Source organism: Cupriavidus sp. 2KB_3 (assembly GCF_052115685.1).
Lineage (GTDB): Bacteria > Pseudomonadota > Gammaproteobacteria > Burkholderiales > Burkholderiaceae > Cupriavidus > Cupriavidus campinensis.
This window is the reverse complement of record NZ_JBFRHD010000014.1, coordinates 1-20,011: the sequence shown is the minus strand read 5'-3', so window position 1 is coordinate 20,011 and position 20,011 is coordinate 1. Positions and strand designations below refer to the sequence as shown.

17 protein-coding genes are annotated in these 20,011 nt (G+C 66.4%); 9 read left to right on the top strand and 8 right to left on the bottom strand.

Annotation, left to right across the window (positions count from 1 at the left end; all coding sequences use genetic code 11):
• Positions 1–14: 14 nt before the first annotated feature.
• From AB4120_RS16075 to AB4120_RS16045, 7 genes are all read left to right on the top strand, one after another.
• Positions 15–1,292, top strand: a complete 1,278-nt coding sequence (locus AB4120_RS16075) for a YeaH/YhbH family protein (protein WP_144197792.1) — start codon at positions 15–17, stop codon at positions 1,290–1,292.
• Between the two features lie 57 nt (positions 1,293–1,349).
• Entirely contained in the window at positions 1,350–2,885 is a 1,536-nt protein-coding gene (locus AB4120_RS16070) for a SpoVR family protein (RefSeq protein WP_149138229.1), read from the top strand.
• A gap of 199 nt (positions 2,886–3,084) precedes the next feature.
• Positions 3,085–3,984, top strand: a complete 900-nt coding sequence (locus tag AB4120_RS16065; RefSeq protein WP_149138228.1) for a LysR family transcriptional regulator — start codon at positions 3,085–3,087, stop codon at positions 3,982–3,984.
• 116 nt (positions 3,985–4,100) lie between these two features.
• Complete coding sequence (locus tag AB4120_RS16060; RefSeq protein WP_149138227.1) at positions 4,101–4,880, top strand: aldolase; 780 nt, start codon at positions 4,101–4,103, stop codon at positions 4,878–4,880.
• Positions 4,881–4,934: 54 nt separating this feature from the next.
• The gene (locus AB4120_RS16055) at positions 4,935–6,260 is read left to right on the top strand and encodes an MFS transporter (RefSeq protein ID WP_149138226.1); all 1,326 of its coding nucleotides are present in this window, start codon (positions 4,935–4,937) and stop codon (positions 6,258–6,260) included.
• Positions 6,257–6,877, top strand: a complete 621-nt coding sequence (locus tag AB4120_RS16050; protein ID WP_149138225.1) for a 2-hydroxychromene-2-carboxylate isomerase — start codon at positions 6,257–6,259, stop codon at positions 6,875–6,877. The genes AB4120_RS16055 and AB4120_RS16050 overlap by 4 nt, the downstream gene beginning before the upstream one ends.
• 247 nt (positions 6,878–7,124) lie before the next feature.
• A complete protein-coding gene (locus AB4120_RS16045) occupies positions 7,125–7,400 on the top strand; it encodes a hydroxyquinol 1,2-dioxygenase (protein ID WP_187645281.1) in 276 nt (91 codons plus the stop codon).
• Between the two features lie 58 nt (positions 7,401–7,458).
• On the opposite strand, the gene AB4120_RS16040 is transcribed toward AB4120_RS16045, so the two are convergent.
• Both AB4120_RS16040 and AB4120_RS16035 read right to left on the bottom strand, forming a co-directional pair.
• Complete coding sequence (locus AB4120_RS16040; RefSeq protein WP_149138224.1) at positions 7,459–8,643, bottom strand: helix-turn-helix transcriptional regulator; 1,185 nt, start codon at positions 8,641–8,643, stop codon at positions 7,459–7,461.
• 321 nt (positions 8,644–8,964) lie between these two features.
• The gene (locus AB4120_RS16035) at positions 8,965–11,298 is read right to left on the bottom strand and encodes a mechanosensitive ion channel family protein (RefSeq protein WP_149138223.1); all 2,334 of its coding nucleotides are present in this window, start codon (positions 11,296–11,298) and stop codon (positions 8,965–8,967) included.
• Positions 11,299–11,589: 291 nt separating this feature from the next.
• Between AB4120_RS16035 and AB4120_RS16030 the strand changes: the two genes are divergently transcribed.
• Positions 11,590–11,808: a hypothetical protein gene (locus tag AB4120_RS16030; RefSeq protein ID WP_441642571.1), complete on the top strand. Its 219-nt coding sequence runs from the start codon at positions 11,590–11,592 to the stop codon at positions 11,806–11,808.
• Between the two features lie 66 nt (positions 11,809–11,874).
• On the opposite strand, the gene AB4120_RS16025 is transcribed toward AB4120_RS16030, so the two are convergent.
• Positions 11,875–14,043, bottom strand: coding sequence for an alpha/beta hydrolase domain-containing protein (locus tag AB4120_RS16025; RefSeq protein ID WP_149138221.1), 2,169 nt, complete (start codon positions 14,041–14,043; stop codon positions 11,875–11,877).
• 251 nt (positions 14,044–14,294) lie between these two features.
• On the opposite strand from AB4120_RS16025, the gene AB4120_RS16020 reads away from it, so the two are divergent.
• Positions 14,295–14,921 (top strand): LysE family translocator, encoded by a 627-nt coding sequence (locus tag AB4120_RS16020; protein WP_149138220.1) that lies wholly within the window; start codon positions 14,295–14,297, stop codon positions 14,919–14,921.
• 37 nt (positions 14,922–14,958) lie between these two features.
• On the opposite strand, the gene AB4120_RS16015 is transcribed toward AB4120_RS16020, so the two are convergent.
• From AB4120_RS16015 to AB4120_RS15995, 5 genes are all read right to left on the bottom strand, one after another.
• Positions 14,959–15,633: a histidine phosphatase family protein gene (locus tag AB4120_RS16015; protein ID WP_149138219.1), complete on the bottom strand. Its 675-nt coding sequence runs from the start codon at positions 15,631–15,633 to the stop codon at positions 14,959–14,961.
• A 155-nt stretch (positions 15,634–15,788) separates the two neighbouring features.
• On the bottom strand, positions 15,789–16,787 hold the full coding sequence (locus tag AB4120_RS16010) for a Bug family tripartite tricarboxylate transporter substrate binding protein (protein ID WP_441642570.1): 999 nt from the start codon (positions 16,785–16,787) through the stop codon (positions 15,789–15,791).
• A 167-nt stretch (positions 16,788–16,954) separates the two neighbouring features.
• Positions 16,955–17,635: a TetR/AcrR family transcriptional regulator gene (locus AB4120_RS16005; protein WP_149138218.1), complete on the bottom strand. Its 681-nt coding sequence runs from the start codon at positions 17,633–17,635 to the stop codon at positions 16,955–16,957.
• A gap of 295 nt (positions 17,636–17,930) precedes the next feature.
• The gene (locus tag AB4120_RS16000) at positions 17,931–18,131 is read right to left on the bottom strand and encodes a hypothetical protein (RefSeq protein WP_262389861.1); all 201 of its coding nucleotides are present in this window, start codon (positions 18,129–18,131) and stop codon (positions 17,931–17,933) included.
• 105 nt (positions 18,132–18,236) lie between these two features.
• Positions 18,237–19,835 carry a 3'-5' exonuclease family protein gene (locus tag AB4120_RS15995; protein ID WP_149138217.1) on the bottom strand — a complete coding sequence of 533 codons (1,599 nt, stop codon included), beginning with the start codon at positions 19,833–19,835 and terminating at the stop codon, positions 18,237–18,239.
• Positions 19,836–20,011 lie beyond the last annotated feature (176 nt).

The following is a 20,011-nucleotide window of genomic DNA, read 5'->3' as shown; positions in this document are numbered from 1 at the left end:
CGGGCGGACGGCTTATGGCTACGGTCATCGATCGGCGCGAAAACGGCGGCAACAAGAGTGCCGTCAACCAGCAACGCTTCATCAAGCGATACCGCGAGCAGATCCGGCAAGCGGTGGCGAAGGCGGTGTCCGGCCGGAAGATCATGGACATCGAGCAGAGCGGGCAGGTGTCCATTCCGGTCAAGGACATCACCGAGCCGATTTTTCATCACGGCCAGGGCGGCAAGCGTGAGTGGATTCACCCCGGCAACAAGAAGTTCGTCCGGGGTGACAGCTTCGATCGCCAGCAGCAGGGCAGTGGTGGCGGCGGCTCGCGGGCCAGCGACAGCGGCGAGGGCGAGGACGATTTCGTCTTCACGCTGTCGCGCGAGGATTTCCTGAATTTCTTCTTCGAGGACATGGCGCTGCCAGACCTGGCCAAGCGCCACCTCGCCAAGATCGCCGAGGTGCGCAAGGTGCGTGCCGGGTTTTCCATCGACGGGACACCATCGAATCTCTCCATCCTGCGTACGATGCGCAGTTCGCTCGGGCGCCGGATCGCGCTGTCGAGCCCGTACCAGAAGCGGCTGCGCGAGCTGGAAATCGCCTACAGCGAGGAGATCGAGCAGAACGGCCCCTATACGGACACAGCGGTGGAGATGATGGAGAAGATGCGGCACCTGCGCGCCTGCGTGGACCGCGTGCCTTTCATCGAAAAGCTTGACCTGCGCTACAACAACCGCGTGCTCAAGAAGCGCCCACAGGCCCAGGCGGTGATGTTTTGCCTGATGGACGTGTCCGGCTCGATGGACGAGAGCCGCAAGGACCTCGCCAAGCGCTTCTTCATGCTGCTGTACCTGTTCCTGAAGCGCAACTACGAGCGGATTGACGTGGTGTTTATCCGTCACCACACGGTGGCCAAGGAAGTGGATGAGGAAGACTTCTTCCATTCGCGCGAATCGGGCGGCACGGTGGTGTCCAGCGCGCTGAAGCTGATGGTCGAGGTGATTCACGACCGCTATCCGGCGAGCCAGTGGAACATCTACTGTGCGCAGGCCTCCGATGGCGATAACTGGGCGGGGGACTCCGAACTGTGCGGCCGGCTGCTGCGCGAATCGATCCTGCCGCTGGTGCAGTACTACGCCTACGTGGAGGTGGCATCCGAGGAGCCGCAGAACCTGTGGGAGGAATATCTCACGGTGAAGAACCAGTTCGAGCACTTCGCGATGCAGCGCATCATCGGTGCCGACGAGATCTACCCGGTGCTGCACGATCTCTTCCAGAAGCGGGCCGCCTGGCCCGGTGGCAGGTAGCGGGGCGCCGGCACGGTGGCGCATCCGCGTACGTTCATGGGATAAGGGAGGAAGTTCATGGCTTACCTATCCACCGGCTCGGAGTGGACCTTCGAGCTGATCCAGCGCTACGACCGCGAAATTGCCCGCATCGCCGGCGACTTCGGGCTCGACACGTATCCGAATCAGATCGAGATCATCACGGCCGAGCAGATGCTCGACGCCTATGCGTCCGCCGGGCTGCCGGTGGGCTATAACCACTGGTCGTACGGCAAGCACTTCCTCGCCTCGGAGCGCAGCTACCAGCGCGGCCACATGGGCCTGGCCTACGAGATCGTGATCAACTCCAATCCGTGCATCGCGTACCTGATGGAGGAGAACACGATGCCAATGCAGGCGCTGACCATCGCGCACGCCTGCTACGGGCACAACTCGTTTTTCAAGGGCAACTACCTGTTCCGCACCTGGACCAACGCCGACGCGATCATCGACTACCTGCTCTTCGCCAAGAACTACGTGGCCGAGTGCGAGCAGCGCTATGGCGAGCAGGAAGTGGAGTTGCTGCTGGACTCCTGCCATGCCTTGCAGAACTACGGCGTGGACCGCTACAAGCGGCCCAAGAAGCTGTCGATCACCGAGGAGCAGGCACGCCAGACCGAGCGCGAAAGCTACCTCCAGATGCAGGTGAACGACCTCTGGCGCACCCTGCCCAAGCACCGGCCGCACCTGCTCAGGGAGGAAGAGGAGGCGATGGAGCCGGAGATCGCCTTCCCGCCGGAGCCGCAGGAGAACCTGCTGTACTTCATCGAGAAGAATGCGCCCAAGCTCCAGCCGTGGCAGCGCGAGATCGTGCGCATCGTGCGCAAGATTGCACAGTACTTCTATCCGCAGCGCCAGACCAAGGTGATGAACGAAGGCTGGGCAACGTTCTGGCACTACACGATCCTGCACCAGCTCTACGAGGAGAAGCTGGTCAACGACGCCTTCATGCTCGAACTCCTGCAGGCCCACACGAACGTCATCTACCAGCCGCCGTACCACAGCCCTTACTACAGCGGCCTGAACCCCTATACGCTGGGCTTCCTGATGTTCCAGGACCTGCGCCGCATGTGCGAGAACCCCACCGAGGAGGACCGCCGCTGGGCGCCGGAAATCGCGGGCAGCGACTGGCGGCAGACGCTGGACTTCGCGATGCGCAACTTCAAGGACGAGAGCTTCCTGCTCCAGTTCCTGTCGCCGCGCGTGATCCGCGAACTGAAGCTGTTCTCGGTGCTCGACGACGACCGCGAAGGCAAGCTGCGCGTCACCGCCATCCACGACGACGAAGGGTATCGCGCGATTCGCCAGCTACTGGCGAATCAGTACGATCTCTCCAACATGGAGCCCAATATCCAGGTGACAAACGTGGATGTGGGCGGGGACCGCTCACTGACGCTGCGTCACCTGCAGAGCGACCGCCGCCCGCTGGCGCACAGCTTCGACGAAGTGGTGCGCCACGTGACGCGCCTCTGGGGCTTCACCGTGCGGCTCGAGGTGGCGTACGAGGACGGCCGGCGCGAACTCAAGTACGAGTGCAAGCCGGAGCGGAAGCACCAGCATCGGAAAGCGGCTTAGCGGGCAGGTGGGCGCTTTCAAGCGCTGTTGAACCCGTCATTTCGTCGACATAACTGGCACGAACGTTGCTGTACAGATACCCGCACCCGGCCATGCCCCAAGGCTGGGCCGGGTATCTGCGCATTGCAGCCGCACGCGGCTGCTGTACCGTGTCGACACATGACTACAACTGGCCCATGCATGGAAGCCAGCCGCTCCCATGGAAACGCCTGATCGTCTTCTCCGCATTTTTCTTCGCATTGCCGAACTCAAGTCGCTTTCCAAGGCGGCAGAGCATCTCGATCAGACCCAATCTGGTGTCAGCCGGCAGCTTGCCACGCTGGAGGCGCAGCTCGGCAAGCCGTTGTTCGTGCGGACTGGCCGCGGCGTGGCCTTGACCGAGGCCGGGCAGAAGCTGCAGGAGGCCATCGAAGGGCCTTACCGCGCGATCGACCAGGCTGTGGATGCGATCCGCGACGCCCACGGCACCACGCAGGGTACCGTCCGGCTGGCGATCGTTCACACGGTCAGCTACTACTTTATCGCCGATGTGGTGGCCAGCTTTGTCAGTACCCATCCCAACGTCAATCTTTCGCTGATGGGGCGCAGCTCGGCCGATGTGGTGGCCTTGGTGGAAAGCGGCAAGGCCGATCTTGGCGTGGTCTACGACACCGCAGTCGATACGGCCACCCTGACCACCCATCCGTTGTTCGAGGACGAGATGTGTCTGGTCACGCCGCAGCGGCCCGATGGGCTGCAGTCCGCCTCGCAGGACGGACTCGATTTGTGCGGGCAGCCGCTGCGTCTGGTCGGCTTTCCGCACGGCTATGCGCTGCGCCGGATGGTGGAGAGCGCCGGGTTGCAGCCCACCTACGTGGCCGAGGCCGAGACCGTTGATGCCATCCTGAAGCTGGTCTCCGCTGGCGTGGGCGATTGCATTCTGCCGTGCCGGCTGCCGGACAAGCTGCTCCACGAGTACGGCTTGCGCAAGCTGAAGATACGCAGCCCGCTGCTGCGCCGCCGCATGGTGGCCGTCACTCACGCTGCCCGCCATGCGCTGCCGCTGGCCGACACCTTGCTCGCCGCAGCCTTGCAGGTGGCCCGCACCCTCAAGCCGTGAAGCAAACGAGATAGCTGCTATGCGCGTGGCTGCATAGCACGGCAGGCGCCTGGTTTTCATACTTCCCTTCATGCTGCCGCACCGGTTGCCGGCTGGCATTCCACGGAGAAGAGAAGATGAACGCCCCCCTCAGAGACAAGTCGTACTTCGACACGCGCGCCACCAACGAGATGGCCAGGCACCTGCGCAACAGGCCGCGCTCCATGCAGGAGACCATGGCCTATGCCTGCCGCATCCTGGCGATGACCGAGCAGGAAGCGGGTCTGGCCGGCCAGATCAGCGTGCGATCGGAGCGCCCCGGCGCCTACTGGACGCTTCGCTTCGGCCTCGGCTTCGACGAGGCGACGCCAGACGACTTCATCGAGGTGGACCGCGACCTCAACACGCTGACGGGCGAGGGCATGCCCAACCCCGCCACGCGTTTCCATCTGTGGGTGTACGACGCGCGCCCGGACGTCAACTCGATCATCCATACGCACTCGCCCTGGGCCTCGGCACTGGCCGCAGCGCGCCAGCCGCTGGTCATCGCCCAGATGGACATGACGCCGTTGCACGACGATTGTGCATTCCTGGGCGAATGGCCCGGCGTGCCGATCGCGGACCAGGAGGGCGTGATCATCTCCGCCGCGCTGGGCAACAAACGGTCGATCATCCTGGCGCACCACGGCTACCTGACCGCGGGCCAGACCTGTGAGGAAGCCACCTATCTGTCGGTCTACCTCGAGCGCGCCGCGCGCATGCAGATTCGCGCGCAGGCTTTCGGCCCGCTGACGCCCGTGGACGATGCACTCGCCCGCGAGGCCCACGACTACCTGCTCAAACCTTCCATCGTCAACGCCACGTTCTCTTACTGGGCGCGCCAGACGCACGGCATCGCGCCGCTGCCGCCCGCCTGAGTGCCTGCCGCCGGCGCATGGCCGACGGCTTACCCGAATCCAAGGAGCGTTACGATGAACAAGATTCCTGGCGCGCGCTCACGGCGCGCGTATATCACCGCGGGCCTGGCGAGCATGATGGGCACGACGATTGAATGGTATGACTTCTTCCTGTACGGCACGGCTGCCGCGCTGATCTTCAACAAGATCTTCTTTCCGTCATTCGATCCCCTGACGGGCACGCTGGCGGCCTTCGCTACCTATTCGGTGGGGTTCTTCGCCCGCCCGCTCGGCGGCATCGTCTTCGGCCATTTTGGCGACAGGATGGGCCGCAAGTCGATGCTGCTGATCACGCTGTTCATGATGGGCATACCCACGATCCTGATCGGCCTGATTCCGTCGTACGACAGCATCGGCTACTGGGCTGCCGTAGCGCTGGTGCTGCTGCGGCTGCTGCAAGGGATTGCGGTCGGCGGCGAGTGGGGCGGCGCGGTGCTCATGGCCGTGGAGCATGCGCCAGAAGGCAAGAAGGGCTTCTTCGGCAGCTTGCCGCAGGCCGGGGTCGCGCCCGGGCTGGTACTGTCGTCGCTGGCGATGGGAATGGTAGCGACGCTGCCGGAACAGGACATGCTGACATGGGGCTGGCGCGTGCCGTTCCTGGCCAGCGTGGTCCTGCTGGCGGTGGGTTGGTTCATTCGCGCCAAGGTGGCCGAGTCGCCTGACTTCGAGCAGATGAAGAAGCAGGGCGACAAGGTGGAAATGCCGGCGATGGTCGTGCTGCGCCAGTATCCGCGCCAGGTGCTGACCGTGGTGGGTGGCCGGCTGGCCGAGGTGACGTGGTTCTACACGGTGGTCACGTTCGCGCTGGCCTATGCCACCGGCACGCTGGGCATTCCCAAGACGGTGATGCTCGACGCCACGGTCTGGGGCGCTGCCATCGCGCTGTTCACCATGCCCCTCTGCGGCATGCTGGCTGATCGCATCGGCTTCAAGTGGGTGTTCATGGCCGGTACGGTTGGCGTCCTGCTGTTCTCGTCGCAGTTCTTTGACCTGCTGCAGTCGCTGGATCCACGCAATATCACCATCGCGCTCTCCATTGCCATCGGGCTGGTCTACGCCTGCCTCTACGCACCGGAAGGCAGCCTCTTTGCCGCCCAGTTCCCGGCCGAGGTGCGCTACAGCGGCATCTCGATCGCCGTGCAGGTGTCGGGTGCCATCGGGGGCGGCCTGGCGCCGATCGTCGCCACATCGCTGCTGAAGTACGGTGGCGGCAGCCCTACCTATATCGTCTGGTACCTGGGTGCGCTGAGCGTCATCGCGTTCCTGAGTGCCGCCTGCATGCGGGAAACGGCGCTCGGCGGGTTACCCGTGGCGGCGGTCAACGGGAGTCGGCACGTATGAGCCGCGCGAACCAACCTGTCATCGACTATTACTTCTGGATGAATTCGGACTGGGCGTATCTGGGCGCGGACCGGCTCGATGCGCTGGCGCGGCGCCAGGGCGTCGAGATCCGGCATAAGCCCGTGAACCTGCCCGAGGTGTATGCGCGAACCGGGGGCGTGCTGCTTGGCCAACGCTCGCCGGAGCGGCAGCAATATCGCATCACGGAGCTGGCGCGCTGGTGCCGCAAGCTGGATATCCACGTCAATCCGTTGCCCAGGTACATGTGCCCGAACGCGGACCTGGCATCCGGCATCGTCATCGCAGTGGATGCGCAGGGGCTGCCGGTGCTGGAGCTGTACAAGGCCATTCTCCGCGCGCAATGGTGCGAGGAGCGCGATATCTCCTCGGAGACCACGCTACGCGAGATCCTTGCGTCGCAGGGGTGCGATGTGGACGCGACGCTCGCGCGGGCGCGCTCGGCGGAAACCCGGGAGATATATCGGCGCAATACCGACGAAGCCGTGGCCGCCGGGGTGTTCGGATCGCCGTCTTATGTCTTCGACGGGGAGCTGTTCTGGGGCCAGGACCGGCTGCACATGCTGGAGGTGGCTGTCGCGGTGCGTCTGACGGTGTAGGCCTATGGGGGGAGCTGGCGATCCGGCACGTTGCTGCACGCCAGTTCTTCTTTTGTACGCCTTTGTATCAGGCCGTGTGCGCGATACGCGTCGTGACACTAAGGGGGCAAATACGCCACGAGCGCGATACGTGGGCGGATTTAAATAGCATCCATGGCAGCGCAACGCGACAACGACACAGCGGAATCGCCGCCTTGGCATCACTCACAACCGCAAACCGCTCACGCATCCATCAAGGAAACCGATCATGTCCAAGACCCTCACCTCCCGCCTGGTTCTCGCCGTTGCCCTCGCTGCCGCCGCTGTCGGCGCACAAGCTTCCGTCCTCGGCGCCCGCGACCCGTACAGCGATGGCGCCCGCGCCGCGCAGAGCGCGCGGGATGTCTTCAGCGAGGGTGCCCGCTCGGCGACGGAAGCCCGCGACCCCTACACCGAAGGTGCCCGTTCGGCGGACCCGTATCTCGACGGCGCCCGCTCGGTGCAAGACCAGCGCAGTCCGTTCACCGACGGCGCCTACGCCTGACGCCTGACGTCGCGGCTGGAAGCTGAGATTGCGTAGGGGGGGCTGATGTGCGATGTGGTTATCGCAACCGCGCGGCCCGCGGCCGGGCCGTCGACGACGCCCCGGCCCGCTCCAGGTCCACGCCTGGCAGCAGGTGCAGCAGTCGCACCAGTTCTGACTGCCGGTGCGTGCCGGTCTTGCGCAGCGTGTCGCGGATATGCACGCGCACGGTGTGGGGCGACAGGAACTCGCGTTCGGCAATTTCGTTCAGCGTCTCGCCGGCGGCGAGGCGGATCGCGATGATGCTTTCCTTCTTCGACAGGCCGAACAGCGAGGTCAGCACGGCGGCGTCCAGCACGGAGCGGGACTCGGAATTCCCCAGCAGCATCATGGCAGCCGGCAGTTGCCACGGGCCTTCCACCGGCTGGCGCGAAACCAGCGGCATGACGATGATCGGTACCGGCTGGCCGCCCGAGGTGATATGCATCCAGGACCCTGCCGCGGCGCCGCCGTTGCGGCCGCCATGCACGGCGGCCTGAAGCAGGTCGCGCAGCACGCCCTGCAAGGTTTCCGGCCGTGCGCGCAGCACGCCGTTGTCGAGCGCGAGGTTGGCGTCGGCCTGCACCAGCGATTCGGCCCAGCTGTTGGCGTAGCGCACGCGCATGTCGGCCTGGAGCACCATCACGCCGAAGTCGAGGGTATCGAGGCCGGCCAGCCCCAGCGAAGCCAGGCCGCTCAGTTCGAAATTGCGGTGTTGCATGCGGGCGGCGCGGGCCCAGTGCGGCATCACCTGCGCCAGGCGACGCTCGCGATGATCGGCGGGCATGAAGTCGTCGCCGCCGCCGGGCGTGGCGCTCATCAGCACGCAGACTTCGGAGGTGTCGAACAGCCGCACGCCCCGGGCGAGGCCCATGCAGTCATAGAGGCCGCCGCCGGCTGCCACGGGCCTTGTCAGCAGTTGGGTGTCGGGGCCGGACGCCATGGCGACCGATGCCGGCACGGCGTCTGCGGTGGCGAAGTGTCCGGGCAGGACGCGCATGCTGTCCGGCATGGTGCCGAGGCTGGTGTAGCAGCCGTTCGGCGTCACGCCCAGGCGTGCATGGCCTGCGAGCTTGTCCCAGATCAGGTAGCGCGGGCTGCCGGTGCAGGTGTAGCGGGAAAAGAGGTCGAGCGCCTCTGGCATGGCCGCCACGTCCATGGCGGATTCATAGATGCTATCGACCAGACGATGGAAGACATCGTCGGCAGACGGGTGTTCGCCCATTCTCATTTCCCCCGGTGGCAAACGCCTTTTCCTCAGGACCACTGCGGCGAGGCGTGGTCCCCTGTTCTATGTTTGGATACTGCCGGCCGGAGGTTGGCCGGCCGTCACGACGATGATCCCGCACAAGCCTTGCATCGGGCCATCCCGCCTTGGGAGGGAGTCGGGCACGGGTGCGGTCCCGGCCGATTTGGCGCGGGCTCGCGTGATAGTAATGCGCGTTCCTCGATATTTAAAGCATTCCTGGCGAATGTTCCGGCTCCGCATTGCACAAAAGCGACAACTTTGTGACATCTGGGGACAATGCAGCACAACCGCCCGTCATCAAGCCGATTTCCCGGCAGTCCGCGTGACGAATTCGACGCCTGGTGGCGCGGTCTCCGCGCCGGCCTTGCCGCCGGCACCGTCCAGACTGATCCCGCCGCCATCCACGCGCACGGTTAACTGCGGTGCGGCCATGCGGATGCCGGCTTCGTCGAAATTGCGCTTCAGCCGCATGTTGAAGCCCCGCGTGATCTCGGCCTGCGTCAGCGGCCTTGTCTTGAACTGCGCCAGCACGACGATGCCGTTGGGGTCGAAGCGGTCGAGCCCGAGAATGTCCAGCCCCGAGAGCAGGTTGCGGCTGTAGCGGTGGTCGCGGGCCAGCTCGGCGCCGGTGGCCCGGATTACCTCGGTGGCGCGGTCGATATCGCTCTCGTAGCCCACCGCAATGCTGAACACGGCGAAGGCGTAGCCGCGCGACAGGTTTTTCACCGCCTTGATCTGGCTGTACGGCAGCGTGTGCAGCGCGCCCTTGCCGTCGCGCAGCTTCACCGTGCGGATGGTCATGCCTTCCACCACCCCGGCGTGGTCGGGCAACTCGATCGAATCGCCGATGGCGATGGAATCCTCGATCACGATGAACAGGCCCGTGATCAGGTCCTGCACCAGGCTCTGGGCGCCGAAGCCGATGGCCAGGCCGACTACGCCAGCGCCGGCCAGCAGTGGCGTGACGTTGACGCCCAGGTTGGCCAGCACCGCAATCATGGCGATGACCAGCAGCCCTACGAACGACGCGTTGCGCACCAGCGGCAGGATGGTCTTGGCGCGCAGGCTCGGTTGCTGGCCGCGCCCGTGGCCCGGCGTGAGGGTCTGGGTGATGGCGGTGTCGATCAGCAGCCAGACCAGCCACGCCAGCAGCACCACCCCGACCACGCTGAGGATCGATTCGGTGATATGCCGGCCCAGCGTGGTGGAGTCCGCCAGGCGGATGATCGACGAATTCCAGACGCGCGCCACCAGTTCGACGAACGCCATCCAGATGATGACCCGCACCAGCGCGATGCCGAAGCGGGCAAAGCGCTGGATATAAGCCGAGCGCCGGCGATCCCGCAGGCGCGGGGCGCGCACCGTGGCCTTGGGCGAGCGGCCCGCCACCAGGGTCAGCAGCAGCGCCGCCACGAACAATGCCACGGTGAGTACGGCGCGGCGCAGGAACTCGTCGGCGTGCCCGGTGGCCATGATGGTGCCGACGACGGAGGACAGCACCACGGCCAGCATCGGCAGATACCAGGCGTGCCCGGCCAGGCGCAGCAGGTCCACGATGGCCGGGTGGGCCTGCCGGAACGCCAGCGGCCGCAGCGCGATCAACTGGCCGACGGCGCGGCGGAAACGCACCGCGAAGAAGGCAATCAGGATGGCGGCGAGGATGTTGGCGAAGGTGCCGACGAGTGCGGCGAGATTGACGCCGAGCGCGGTCACCACGCGGGGGTCGGTGCTGGCCTCGCCCAGCGCGGCCAGCGCACCGGTTACGAAGAGCAGCCACGGCGAGTGCTTGAGCAGGTCTCGCACGGCGTTAGAGCGGTGCGCGGAGTGGAACAGCGCGAAGATCACCTGGCACGTGGCGGACATAATCGCGCCGGCCACGATCGCATACGCCACCATCACGCCGCCCATGCTGGCCGGCGTACGGCCGTAGACCTTGTACGCGAGCAGTACGGTCATCGCAAATGCCACGACCCACGGCCCGATCCGGCGCAGGAAATAAATGCCGACGTCTATCCATGACGGCACGGAGGGCAGGTGGGCCGGTTGCGCGGGCCGCAGGCGGTTCCGGTGGATGCGCCGCGACAGCTCCCAGAGCAGCCAGCCGGTCAGCGCCCAGCCGGCGAGGATGGTGGCGAACTCGCGCACGGACACGCTCGCCGGGCGGGTGTCCTGGATGGTCAATGCCTCGCGCCATTCCTGCCCGGCGAACTGGATGCGCCAGCCCCAGTATTGCCACGCGCCATGGTCCTTGCGCGGCGCCTTGTCGATTTCCTCGAGGGCCTTGGCGACGGCGCCAAGCAGTCCGGGCGAGGGCGCGGACGCAGCCGCGACATCCGAGGCGGCAACGGGGGCCGAGGCGCCATCCGTCACGCCGCGCCGCAGCGTCTGTAGTTGATTCAGGAGATTCTGGCGCTCGGTGTCGTTCTGCAACGTGGCGATGACCTGGTCCAGCGACTGCGCGAGCGCCGCGCTTGCGGGCGCGGCTGCGGGTGCCGAGGCGGGCTGCTTCTGCGCACCCAGGGCGAGCGCAGCCAGCGGGCTGCCGGCGGCGTGGGCAGCCAGCGGCAGCGCGCAAGCAAGCAGCAGGAAAAGCCAGGCCAGCCAGTCAGGACGATGCGAGATACGGGGCATGAAAGGGGCGCAGCGGCAGGGGGCCTCGGCCGCGTGTGGGGCGAAAAGACAGGATCGCGCCACTGTAGCGCATCGCCCGCGCCGGTGCGTGATCGCGCAGGCGAGGCGAGTATCGGCGGAACTTCAAAAAAACTGAATAAGTGATTGGAACTTCGTCTACGTATCGGTCACTTTGGAAGCCTAATATTCAACCCATGGACGGCGCACACAAGTCAAAGACAAGCCGAAGACGATGTGGCGGCGGACCAAAAAGACATTCAAATTCACTTAATGACATACCGGAGAGAAATCATGACCAAGACCACCGCCCTCAAGATCGCCGCTTCCCTGGTCGTTTCGCTGGCCACCCTCGGCGTTGCCCAGGCTGGCACCGTGCCCGCCGATCAGTATGGCTACCAGTTCCGCACCGGCGTGCCGGCAGACCAGTACGGTTACGGCTTCCGCACGCACGACGCCTTCACCGATGGCGCCCGTAGCTTCGACCCGTACCTGGACGGCGCGCGTGGCTGATGCCCGAAGCCCGGTCGCTAGGAGAAAGGCGCCGTGCCTGTCGCACGGCGCCTTTTTCCATTGGCGTCAGGGCAGGACCGGCTGGGCCACCGCCCGCGCGATGATGGCATCGGCATCGCGCTGCAGCAGGAAGCGTTGCGCCACGAGGTCGTTGGCGGCCGCCGTCACCGCGGCCACGTAACCGGCTTGATCTGTATACAGCGATTCGAGCGAGGGCCGTCCGTCGCCAGCCGAGACACGCGCCGCCTCGGTCTTGTGGAAGGGGAGGAATGACCCCGTCAGGTTCGACAGATCCACGATGCCGGGCGTGGCGACATAGTTGAACTCCACGCTGGTGCCGAGCGGCGCGCGCGCCTCCACGCTGTGGATGCCGGCCTTCGGGAGACCCGTGGAGGCGTCCACCTGCGGCACCAGGATCGCGTAGTCGCGGTTCAGGTACGCGGGCGGCAGCATCGTGGCAATGCCGGACTCGTCCTCGCGCCGGTACTGCGGGCCGAAATCGAGCAAGGGATAGCCGTTGTAGCGCGCCAGGTACTGGAAGTCAGGCACCGCCGTTTGCACGCCGCTCACGGCCCACGTCACGCCCTTCATGGCGGGGAAGGCCACGTCGGCGGGGCGCACCAGCGAACCATCGGCCAGTGCCGGCACCTGGCTGGGCGGCGGGGTGGTGCCGCGCACGACCCAGTCTTCGAGGTCGATGAACAGCGCGCGGAACGTATCGTTATGCTGGATCACCGTGCCCGCCGGGTAGACGTTGCGCGTCGGCGCGAAGCTGATGCTGGCCGTGCCGCCCGCCCCGCCGTGCTGGGCGCCCGCGTAGTAATAGATGCGGGCGTTGTCCGGCTGCTTCAGGTCGGCGAAGCCGTTGGCGTCGGTCAGTACCGGGGAGCCCTGCAACTGCCAGAACTCGGTGCCGGACAGGCCGAGGAAGAACTTCGGGCAGGTGTTGGACGCCGAGCAGCGCGCCATCACACCGCCCTTGGTGCCAGAGATGTCGTCCACGTAGTCCTTGTCGAGGCCGCGCGGTGCGGTCTGGCCGAATGCCGTGTGGTCGGTGCGCAAGCCGCCCCCGCCGCCGGGCACGGCAAAGCGCGTATTGATATTGGTCTGGCGTGCCGCCACGTGGGCGTAGATGCCGTCGAACACCTTCGAGCCGTCCAGCGCCTGGTTGAAGCCCAGGTGCAGGAACGTCTTCATCGCATTGCCGGACTGCGACGTCCCCTGGCCCAGCGCGTGAGTGATGCGGCCCGCCACCGGATTCGGCGTGCCGGCGCTGTCCACGGCCTTGCTGCGGAAGAAGCTCACGGTGTCCCGCAGCGCGGCCAGGCCCACGCCCATCACCTTCGGGTCCTTCGCCACATACACGAGTTCGTAGAGATACTTCGGGTCGAAGCCGCCGCGCAGGCAGATGCTGGCCGGGTCGGGCGTGCCGGGGAAGGCGTTGGCGCCGGCGTCGCAGGTGGCGAATTTCCAGTCGCTGGCGGGAATCGCCACGCGCGCATCGGTCTCGTTGACGCGCCGCGTGAGCGAGTAGCCCGGCTGGGTGTTGTCGAGGCTGGCCGGCGCGTAGGGGATCATGGTGCCGTTGAACACGCCACCTGGCAGGGTCATCGCCGGCACGGCCGCGCCCGGCACCAGTTCGGTCCGATAGGTGCCCGTGATCGAGGTGCCATTGGCATTCTTCGCCACCGGCACCGTCACGGTCAGCCGCGCCGGGCTGGACTTCGGCACATCGCCCTGCCAGGCCGAGTACAGCAGCACGTAGCCGCGCTCCAGGTAGACCGCGTCGCCTGGGCTCGCGGTGGGGTTGATCATGGTCAGGATATTGCCGCGATTGGGCGCGTCGTAGCGCAGCACGCCGCTGGCCTTGCTCATGTCCTTGGGCTTGAGCATGACGAAGTCGGCCGAGTACTCGACCATGCCGTTCGCGTTGACGGGCGCCAGCGCCAGGTCCTGGATGATGGCGTTCCTGGGGTCCTTCGGATCGACCTCGCCGCTGATGGTGCCCGTCAGCTGCTCGTACTGGCCCACGCTGCCGTAGCTGCCCGCGAAGTCCTGCGTGCCGGTGATCTTGAGCCTCTGGGTGGGCGCATGCGTCTGGGGCGTGCCAGCGCCACCGCCGCCACTGTTCCCGCCGCCGTTGTTGTCGTCGCTGCCACCACAGGCCGTCAACATGGCCATGGCGCCCGTCAGGGCGACCGCCACCGCGTGCCGCATCGGTGCACGTGCTTGCATCGTCTGTCTCCTCGTTGTCGTTCGGGATTGGCTTGCGTGGCAGCCCGTGAGGATTGCCCCGCGCGGTCGCCGCCCGTTCGTGCGCACCGCTGTCGAAGTGAGAGCAGTGTAGGAGTGACCGATTAAGCTGATAAATTGATTGTTTGGATGAATTGATCGAGGATATGGATCGATGGTCAGCGGCACGCCGAGGGGCAACGCGCTGCGCGGCGTTCCGCTACCATGACGCTCCCAACGTACGGAGCGCACCGATGCCTTCGATCGACACCCTGCTGACTTTCCTCGGGATTGCCGTTCTGCTGAGCCTTGCGCCCGGCCCTGACAATATCTTTGTGCTGCTCCAGTCGGCCATGCACGGCACGCGCGCCGGGCTGACCGTGGTGCTCGGTCTCTGCACCGGACTGCTCGTGCACACGGCGGTGGTGGCGGTGGGGCTGGCCGCGCTGCTGGCGGCGTCGGCGTTGGCCTTTACGGTTCTCAAGATCGCCGGGGCGCTCTATCTGGTATGGCTGGCGTGGCAGGCGTTTCGCGCGCCGGTGGGGGAGATGTCACCGCAACATGCCGATGGGCATCCGCCCCGCCGCATGTACTGGCGTGGCGTGGTGATGAATCTCACCAATCCCAAAGTGGTGATCTTCTTCCTGGCCTTCCTGCCGCAGTTCGTGGTGGCCGAGCGTGGGCACGTGGCGCTGCAGTTGATGGTATTCGGCTTCGTGTTCATCCTTGCCACGCTGCTGGTCTTTGGCGCGATTGCGTGGTTCTCGGGCGTGTTCGGCCGCGTGTTGATGCGCTCGGCCCGCGTGCAGCGGGCGATGAACTGGTTCGCCGGCACGGTGTTCCTCGCGCTGGCGGGGCGCCTCGCGCTGTCGCAGCGCTGAGGCGGGTAGCCTGAAGCGGGCGTCTCAGGCGAACGTCTCAGGCGAAGGTGATCGCCTTGCGGCGCTCGGCGTGCTCAAGGTGCGGCACGCTGTTGAAGCTCAGCAGCCGCTGGGTGCCGCGTCCCACGATTAGTTCGCAGAAACCGGTATTGCGGAACTGCAGGTTCAGTTCGATGGCGGTCTGCGTCGGCGCGCCAAGCAGGTCGGCCACGGCGCGGCCGATGGCACCGCCCGAACTGACCACGAGCAGCGCATCCTCGCGCGCCGCGCCCTCGGTGGCATGTGCCAGTGCGGACTGCATGCGGGCGCCGAAATCGGTCCAGGTCTCTGGCATGCCGGTCAGCGTGTCCTGCGTCCAGGCCGCGAACGCCGCGCGGAACGTGCGCCAGTAGTCCTGGTAGTCGCCGTTCTGATGCGCGCGATGATCGGCCCCCTGGGTGAAGCTGCGATACAGCGCCTCGCCGTCGTATTCATTGAGGCCGGGATGGGACGCCACACGGGTATCGGCTGCCCCCATGCCGGCGAGGATCTCGGTGGCGGTGTCCTGCTGGCGGACCAGCGTGCCGGCCACCACGCGCCGGAAGCTGACGCCCCGGTCGCGGAAATACTCGCCCAGCCAGCGCGCCTGCTGGCGGCCCACGTCGGACAGGCAGTCGTAGTTGGCGGCCCCGAACGAGGCCTGTCCGTGACGGACCAGGAATAGCGTTGCCATGGGAGGGCGGCGTCTCGCGCCGGAAAATCATCGTGACACGGATTCTAGAAGGCTGCCCCCCGGCCCGCAAAGCAAGCTGCTCCCGAATTCATACCGGCCATCGCCGCGCTGCATTGTCCGGCGCGGGGGGGGCGGCCCGGAGGTGGCGGCCCGGGTCAGTCCAGCGTCACTCCGGTGTCGGCGGCCAGCTTCAGGGCCACCGGCAGGTAGGCCTTGTAGGCGCGCGCTGCTTCCGCCGGGGTGTTGCCGATGGGCTCGGCGCCCATTTCGTCGATCTTCGCCTGGAACTCGGGCGACTTGACCAGCGCCACGACCTCGCGGCCCAGCTTCTCGATGATGGCTTCGGGCGTCTTGGCGGGCGCCATCAACGTGGTCGGCCCGACGATCTTGTACGCCTCATCGCCATAGCCCGCTTCGGCGAAGGTCGGCACATCGGGCATTCCACGGGCGCGCGTGGTGCCGGACACCGCCAGTGCCCGCAGCTTGCCGGTGGCGACGTACTGCCGCAGCGTGGTCACGGAACTGATGGTCATGTTGACCTGCCCGGCGAGCAGGTCGGTGACAAGCGGGCCTTCGCCGCGATACGGCACGTGGAGGATATCCACGCCGTAGGTCTTGTCCATATAGGCCTGGATGGTGTGCGGCAAGGTGCCGGGGCCCCATGAGCCCATCCGCAGCTTACCCGGCGACTGCTGCGCGTAGGTCAGCAACTCCTTGACGGTCTTCGCGGGCACCGTCGGGTTGACCGTCAACACGGTGCGCGCCATCGCGATGTCCGAAAGCGGCCGCAGGTCGGTGCGGGGGTCATAGGGCAGCTTCTTGTATAGCGCGATGTTGGACGTGATCGGCCCGGGAATCGTCATCAGCAGCGTGTAGCCGTCCGGGGCGGACTTGGCGACGAAATCCGTGCCGATGATGCCGCCCGCGCCGCCCTTGTTCTCCACGACGACGGTCTGGCCGAGGCGCTTGGACAGCCCGTCGGCCACCTGGCGCGCCAACGTGTCGGTCAGCCCGCCAGCGGGATACGGCACGATCAGGCGGATCGGTTTGGTCGGGTAGTCACCTTGCGCCTGCGTGGCCAGTGAAACCAGCCCGAGCATGACGCCGGCAACACGCGCGGCCAGTCTCCTGCGTGACGTGATGGATTGCTTCATGGTGTTGTCTCCACGTTTATCCGGCCTGAAGACAGGCGGCGCCGCTATGTTGCGGCGAGATCGGACGGCCCGAGGTGGGCGGGGCCGTCCGGGTAAGCGGGATGAGGCGGGGGAACCGGGGGGAACCGGGGTAAAGCGAAGCGGTTACGGCGCGGCGGGCGGGGCGCTCAGAGGTCCAGGTAGCTCGCCACCATGCGCGTGAGTTCCACGGGCAGCCGTTCGTCGGCGAGCGTGAGCGGGCCGGGATCGTTCAGCACCGCATTGACGATCATGCCGAAGACCACCTGCATGGCAAAGCGCACGCGCTGCTCGGCTTCTTCCGCCGGGCCGGGCAGGCGTGGCACCAGCAACGCCACAAGCCGGTCGACGATTTCCTGGCCGTTCTTCTGATGGGGCAGCCACTCCTCGGGACGCGTGGTGGCGTGCTTGAGTGATGCACGAATCACGCCCCGGTTGCTATGACATCCGGTCAGGAGGAATCGCATTGTCTTCTCGACGATCTGGCGCGGCGGCGTCTCGGCCCAGCGCCCTTCGTCCAGATAGCGCGCCACGGAGGCGTCGGTCTCTTCCATCACGAGCGTGCGCAGCGCATCGAAGAACGCCATCTTGTCGCGGAAGCGTCCGTAGAAGGCGCCCACGGACACCTGGCAGGCGGCTGCAATCTGCGCCACCGAGACGGCGGCGAAGTCGCGCTGCGCCAGCAGTTCGCGGCCGGCGGTCAGCAGGGCCTGTTCCGTTTCCTTGGCGCGACGCTGGCGGGGTGGCTGGAGAATCGAGGGGGTGTCGATGCGAGGAAAGGCAGTGGACGGCGAATTGCTATTCGTCACACTCGGAAACGAGGCTTGCATGGCGGTTTTCCGTATTCGAATTCGGATTCGGTTCTATTGTCCGCACATTACGGTTTCCTATACCGCAGCGTCAAGTTGGGGTTTACGATCCGGACTCTGCCTTGCGGGGCAGCCCCGCGCACTGGCCGACCAGCGTCTGCACACAGCAGGCGTTGCCGCGCCATTCCCCGCCCGTGACCTTGCCGTTGGCGCCGGCCAGCAGCTTGCGCTGGCAGCGTGCGGTGGTGGCAGGTGGCTCAAGCTGCGCGTCACGCGGGCCACTGCCGGGCGGGTGCGCCGTCGGCAGTTCGTCGACCTATATATTGGCGGTGCCGGCCGGGGTGCTCTGCACGGACTGCGGCGGGCCCCACTGGGCCTGCACCTGCTCCACGGGCGCGCCCTGCCAGGATGCGAAGATCCGATGCATGGCGCCGCCATCGGCGCTGGTGCAGCCAATGGTCACACCGGCCGCGCAGAGCACGGCGGCGGAAAAAGGCAGGCGGGGCAACGCGGGCATGGCGGCTCCATCTAGGTAGCGAACCCTCCTCGGCAGACTAGCCGAGCGGGCACCCAGGTGACAACACGCCAATGCGCGCCGCCGCACATTGCTTGCCGACCCCGATCAGGCGAACAGGGTGAGGGTTTGCGTATCCGGCGAAGGTTCGGATGTCCGGGCCGGCCGCTTGACAGAAGAAGCGGGCGCGCGCCTGGGCGGCGGTGGCTCCGGCGGCGTCAGCGCAAACGGCCGGGCCGACGCGAGCGGCACCGCCGAGGCGCGCAGGGCATCCAGGCGCGGCGCGAGGATCTGGTAGGTATCGACATCGAATCTGGCCGGCACGGCGAGCAGGGCCGCTGCCGCGTCGAGGGCCGGCACGGACCCGAGATAGCACCAGTTCTCCAGCACGTGCCACGGCTGCTGCGGATGATCCGATTCCCGCCACGCCACCGCGCCGTCGAACGGCCACGGCTGCAACGCCAACGTGGCGATGGCGGCCATCGTCCGGTCCCGGTGGGTCGCGTGCGATTCGTCGCCGGTGCAGGCGCCCGCGCAGCGATGCAGTTGTCGCGCGAAACACGGGTTGCCGCGTCGGTGCGTGGGCTCGAGCATCAGCGTGGTCAGGCAGAGCGTGTGTTCCTCCGCCAGCTCGCGCAACCGGGCCAGGGCCGCGGCGCGGCTGCCGAACGCGCCATAGAGATTGGCATGGCGGCTGAAATCCACGTGCCGGTCCGAGCGCAGGCGCGGCACGGGCAGGCCATCGGGCATTTCCCACGAGAACAGCTCGCTGTTCTGGCGCAGCAGCTGGTTGTGCAGCGGCTGCAGCGACTTGACCAATTGCGCTTCCATCAGCAGCGCGCCAACTTCGCCGCCGGTCTCGTGCCACGCCACGCGCCGCACGCCCCGCGCCAGGCGCATCTCCTTCTCGTGGCGATGGTCGCCCGAGAAATGGCTCTTGATGCGCTGGCGCAAGTGAATGCTCTTGCCGACATAGAGCGGCGCGTCCTCGTCACCATAGAACAGATAGACGCCGGGACGATCGGGCACCTCGTCGAGCGCGGTCTCGGACAGGCCGGCCGGCAGGCTCGCCTGCTTCACCAGCGACTTGATGGCAGATTCCACCAGATCCACGGAATACAGACCATGCAGCTTCTGCCAGAACTGCCAGAGCAGTTCGGCGTCCGCCAGCGCGCGGTGACGGCCCTTGGGCGTCAGGCCGAAGCGGGCGATCAGCGCGTCCAGCCCATGGCGCTCCACCGACGGGAACAGCGCGCGCGACAGCCGCACTGTACAAAGGACGTCGGCGCGGAAGGTGATGCCGGCGCGCCGGAACGCATTCTTCAGGAAGCCGTAGTCGAAGCGCGCGTTGTGGGCCACGAAGAGGCGGCCCTGCAGCCGCTCCGCCAGCGACTCGGCAATCGACTCGAACGTGGGCTGGCCGCGCACCATCGCCTCAGTAATGCCGGTCATGCCCTGGATGAACGACGGGATGCTGGCCTGCGGGTCTAGCAGGGTGTCCCATTCCTGGATGCCGTCGGGGCCCACTTCGACCACGCCGATCTCGGTAATGCGGTCGCGCTGGGCATCGGCGCCCGTGGTTTCCAGGTCGACGAATACGATCGGCCGCGCCAGGGCGGTGGCGAGCGCGAGCGCATCGAGGGCGCCGGCGTCGCGGCTTGCGAGGCGCTCGGGCACGTAGGTCATCAGGTCTGGCGGTGTCGTCATGGGGCGATTCTACTGCGCCGAAAATTCTTTTGCGAAATCGCTTGCCAGCCCGCCATCAGTCGCCTACTATTCGTCCCCTCGCAACACAAACCGCGCTGCAAACGCAGCAGCGACAAGGGTTGCGGGGTTGATGGGTGGTCGGGCTGAGCAGTTTTACAGCGCTGACCGCAGCGAAA

Excerpts from the sequence above, each read along its gene's own strand:
- AB4120_RS16075 (WP_144197792.1), top strand. The coding sequence starts at position 15 with ATGGCTACGGTCATCGATCGGCGCGAAAACGGCGGCAACAAGAGTGCC.
- AB4120_RS16070 (WP_149138229.1), top strand. The coding sequence starts at position 1,350 with ATGGCTTACCTATCCACCGGCTCGGAGTGGACCTTCGAGCTGATCCAG.
- AB4120_RS16065 (WP_149138228.1), top strand. The coding sequence starts at position 3,085 with ATGGAAACGCCTGATCGTCTTCTCCGCATTTTTCTTCGCATTGCCGAA.
- AB4120_RS16060 (WP_149138227.1), top strand. The coding sequence starts at position 4,101 with ATGAACGCCCCCCTCAGAGACAAGTCGTACTTCGACACGCGCGCCACC.
- AB4120_RS16055 (WP_149138226.1), top strand. The coding sequence starts at position 4,935 with ATGAACAAGATTCCTGGCGCGCGCTCACGGCGCGCGTATATCACCGCG.
- AB4120_RS16050 (WP_149138225.1), top strand. The coding sequence starts at position 6,257 with ATGAGCCGCGCGAACCAACCTGTCATCGACTATTACTTCTGGATGAAT.
- AB4120_RS16045 (WP_187645281.1), top strand. The coding sequence starts at position 7,125 with ATGTCCAAGACCCTCACCTCCCGCCTGGTTCTCGCCGTTGCCCTCGCT.
- AB4120_RS16040 (WP_149138224.1), bottom strand. The coding sequence starts at position 8,643 with ATGGGCGAACACCCGTCTGCCGACGATGTCTTCCATCGTCTGGTCGAT.
- AB4120_RS16035 (WP_149138223.1), bottom strand. The coding sequence starts at position 11,298 with ATGCCCCGTATCTCGCATCGTCCTGACTGGCTGGCCTGGCTTTTCCTG.
- AB4120_RS16030 (WP_441642571.1), top strand. The coding sequence starts at position 11,590 with ATGACCAAGACCACCGCCCTCAAGATCGCCGCTTCCCTGGTCGTTTCG.
- AB4120_RS16025 (WP_149138221.1), bottom strand. The coding sequence starts at position 14,043 with ATGCAAGCACGTGCACCGATGCGGCACGCGGTGGCGGTCGCCCTGACG.
- AB4120_RS16020 (WP_149138220.1), top strand. The coding sequence starts at position 14,295 with ATGCCTTCGATCGACACCCTGCTGACTTTCCTCGGGATTGCCGTTCTG.
- AB4120_RS16015 (WP_149138219.1), bottom strand. The coding sequence starts at position 15,633 with ATGGCAACGCTATTCCTGGTCCGTCACGGACAGGCCTCGTTCGGGGCC.
- AB4120_RS16010 (WP_441642570.1), bottom strand. The coding sequence starts at position 16,787 with ATGAAGCAATCCATCACGTCACGCAGGAGACTGGCCGCGCGTGTTGCC.
- AB4120_RS16005 (WP_149138218.1), bottom strand. The coding sequence starts at position 17,635 with ATGCAAGCCTCGTTTCCGAGTGTGACGAATAGCAATTCGCCGTCCACT.
- AB4120_RS16000 (WP_262389861.1), bottom strand. The coding sequence starts at position 18,131 with ATGCCCGCGTTGCCCCGCCTGCCTTTTTCCGCCGCCGTGCTCTGCGCG.
- AB4120_RS15995 (WP_149138217.1), bottom strand. The coding sequence starts at position 19,835 with ATGACGACACCGCCAGACCTGATGACCTACGTGCCCGAGCGCCTCGCA.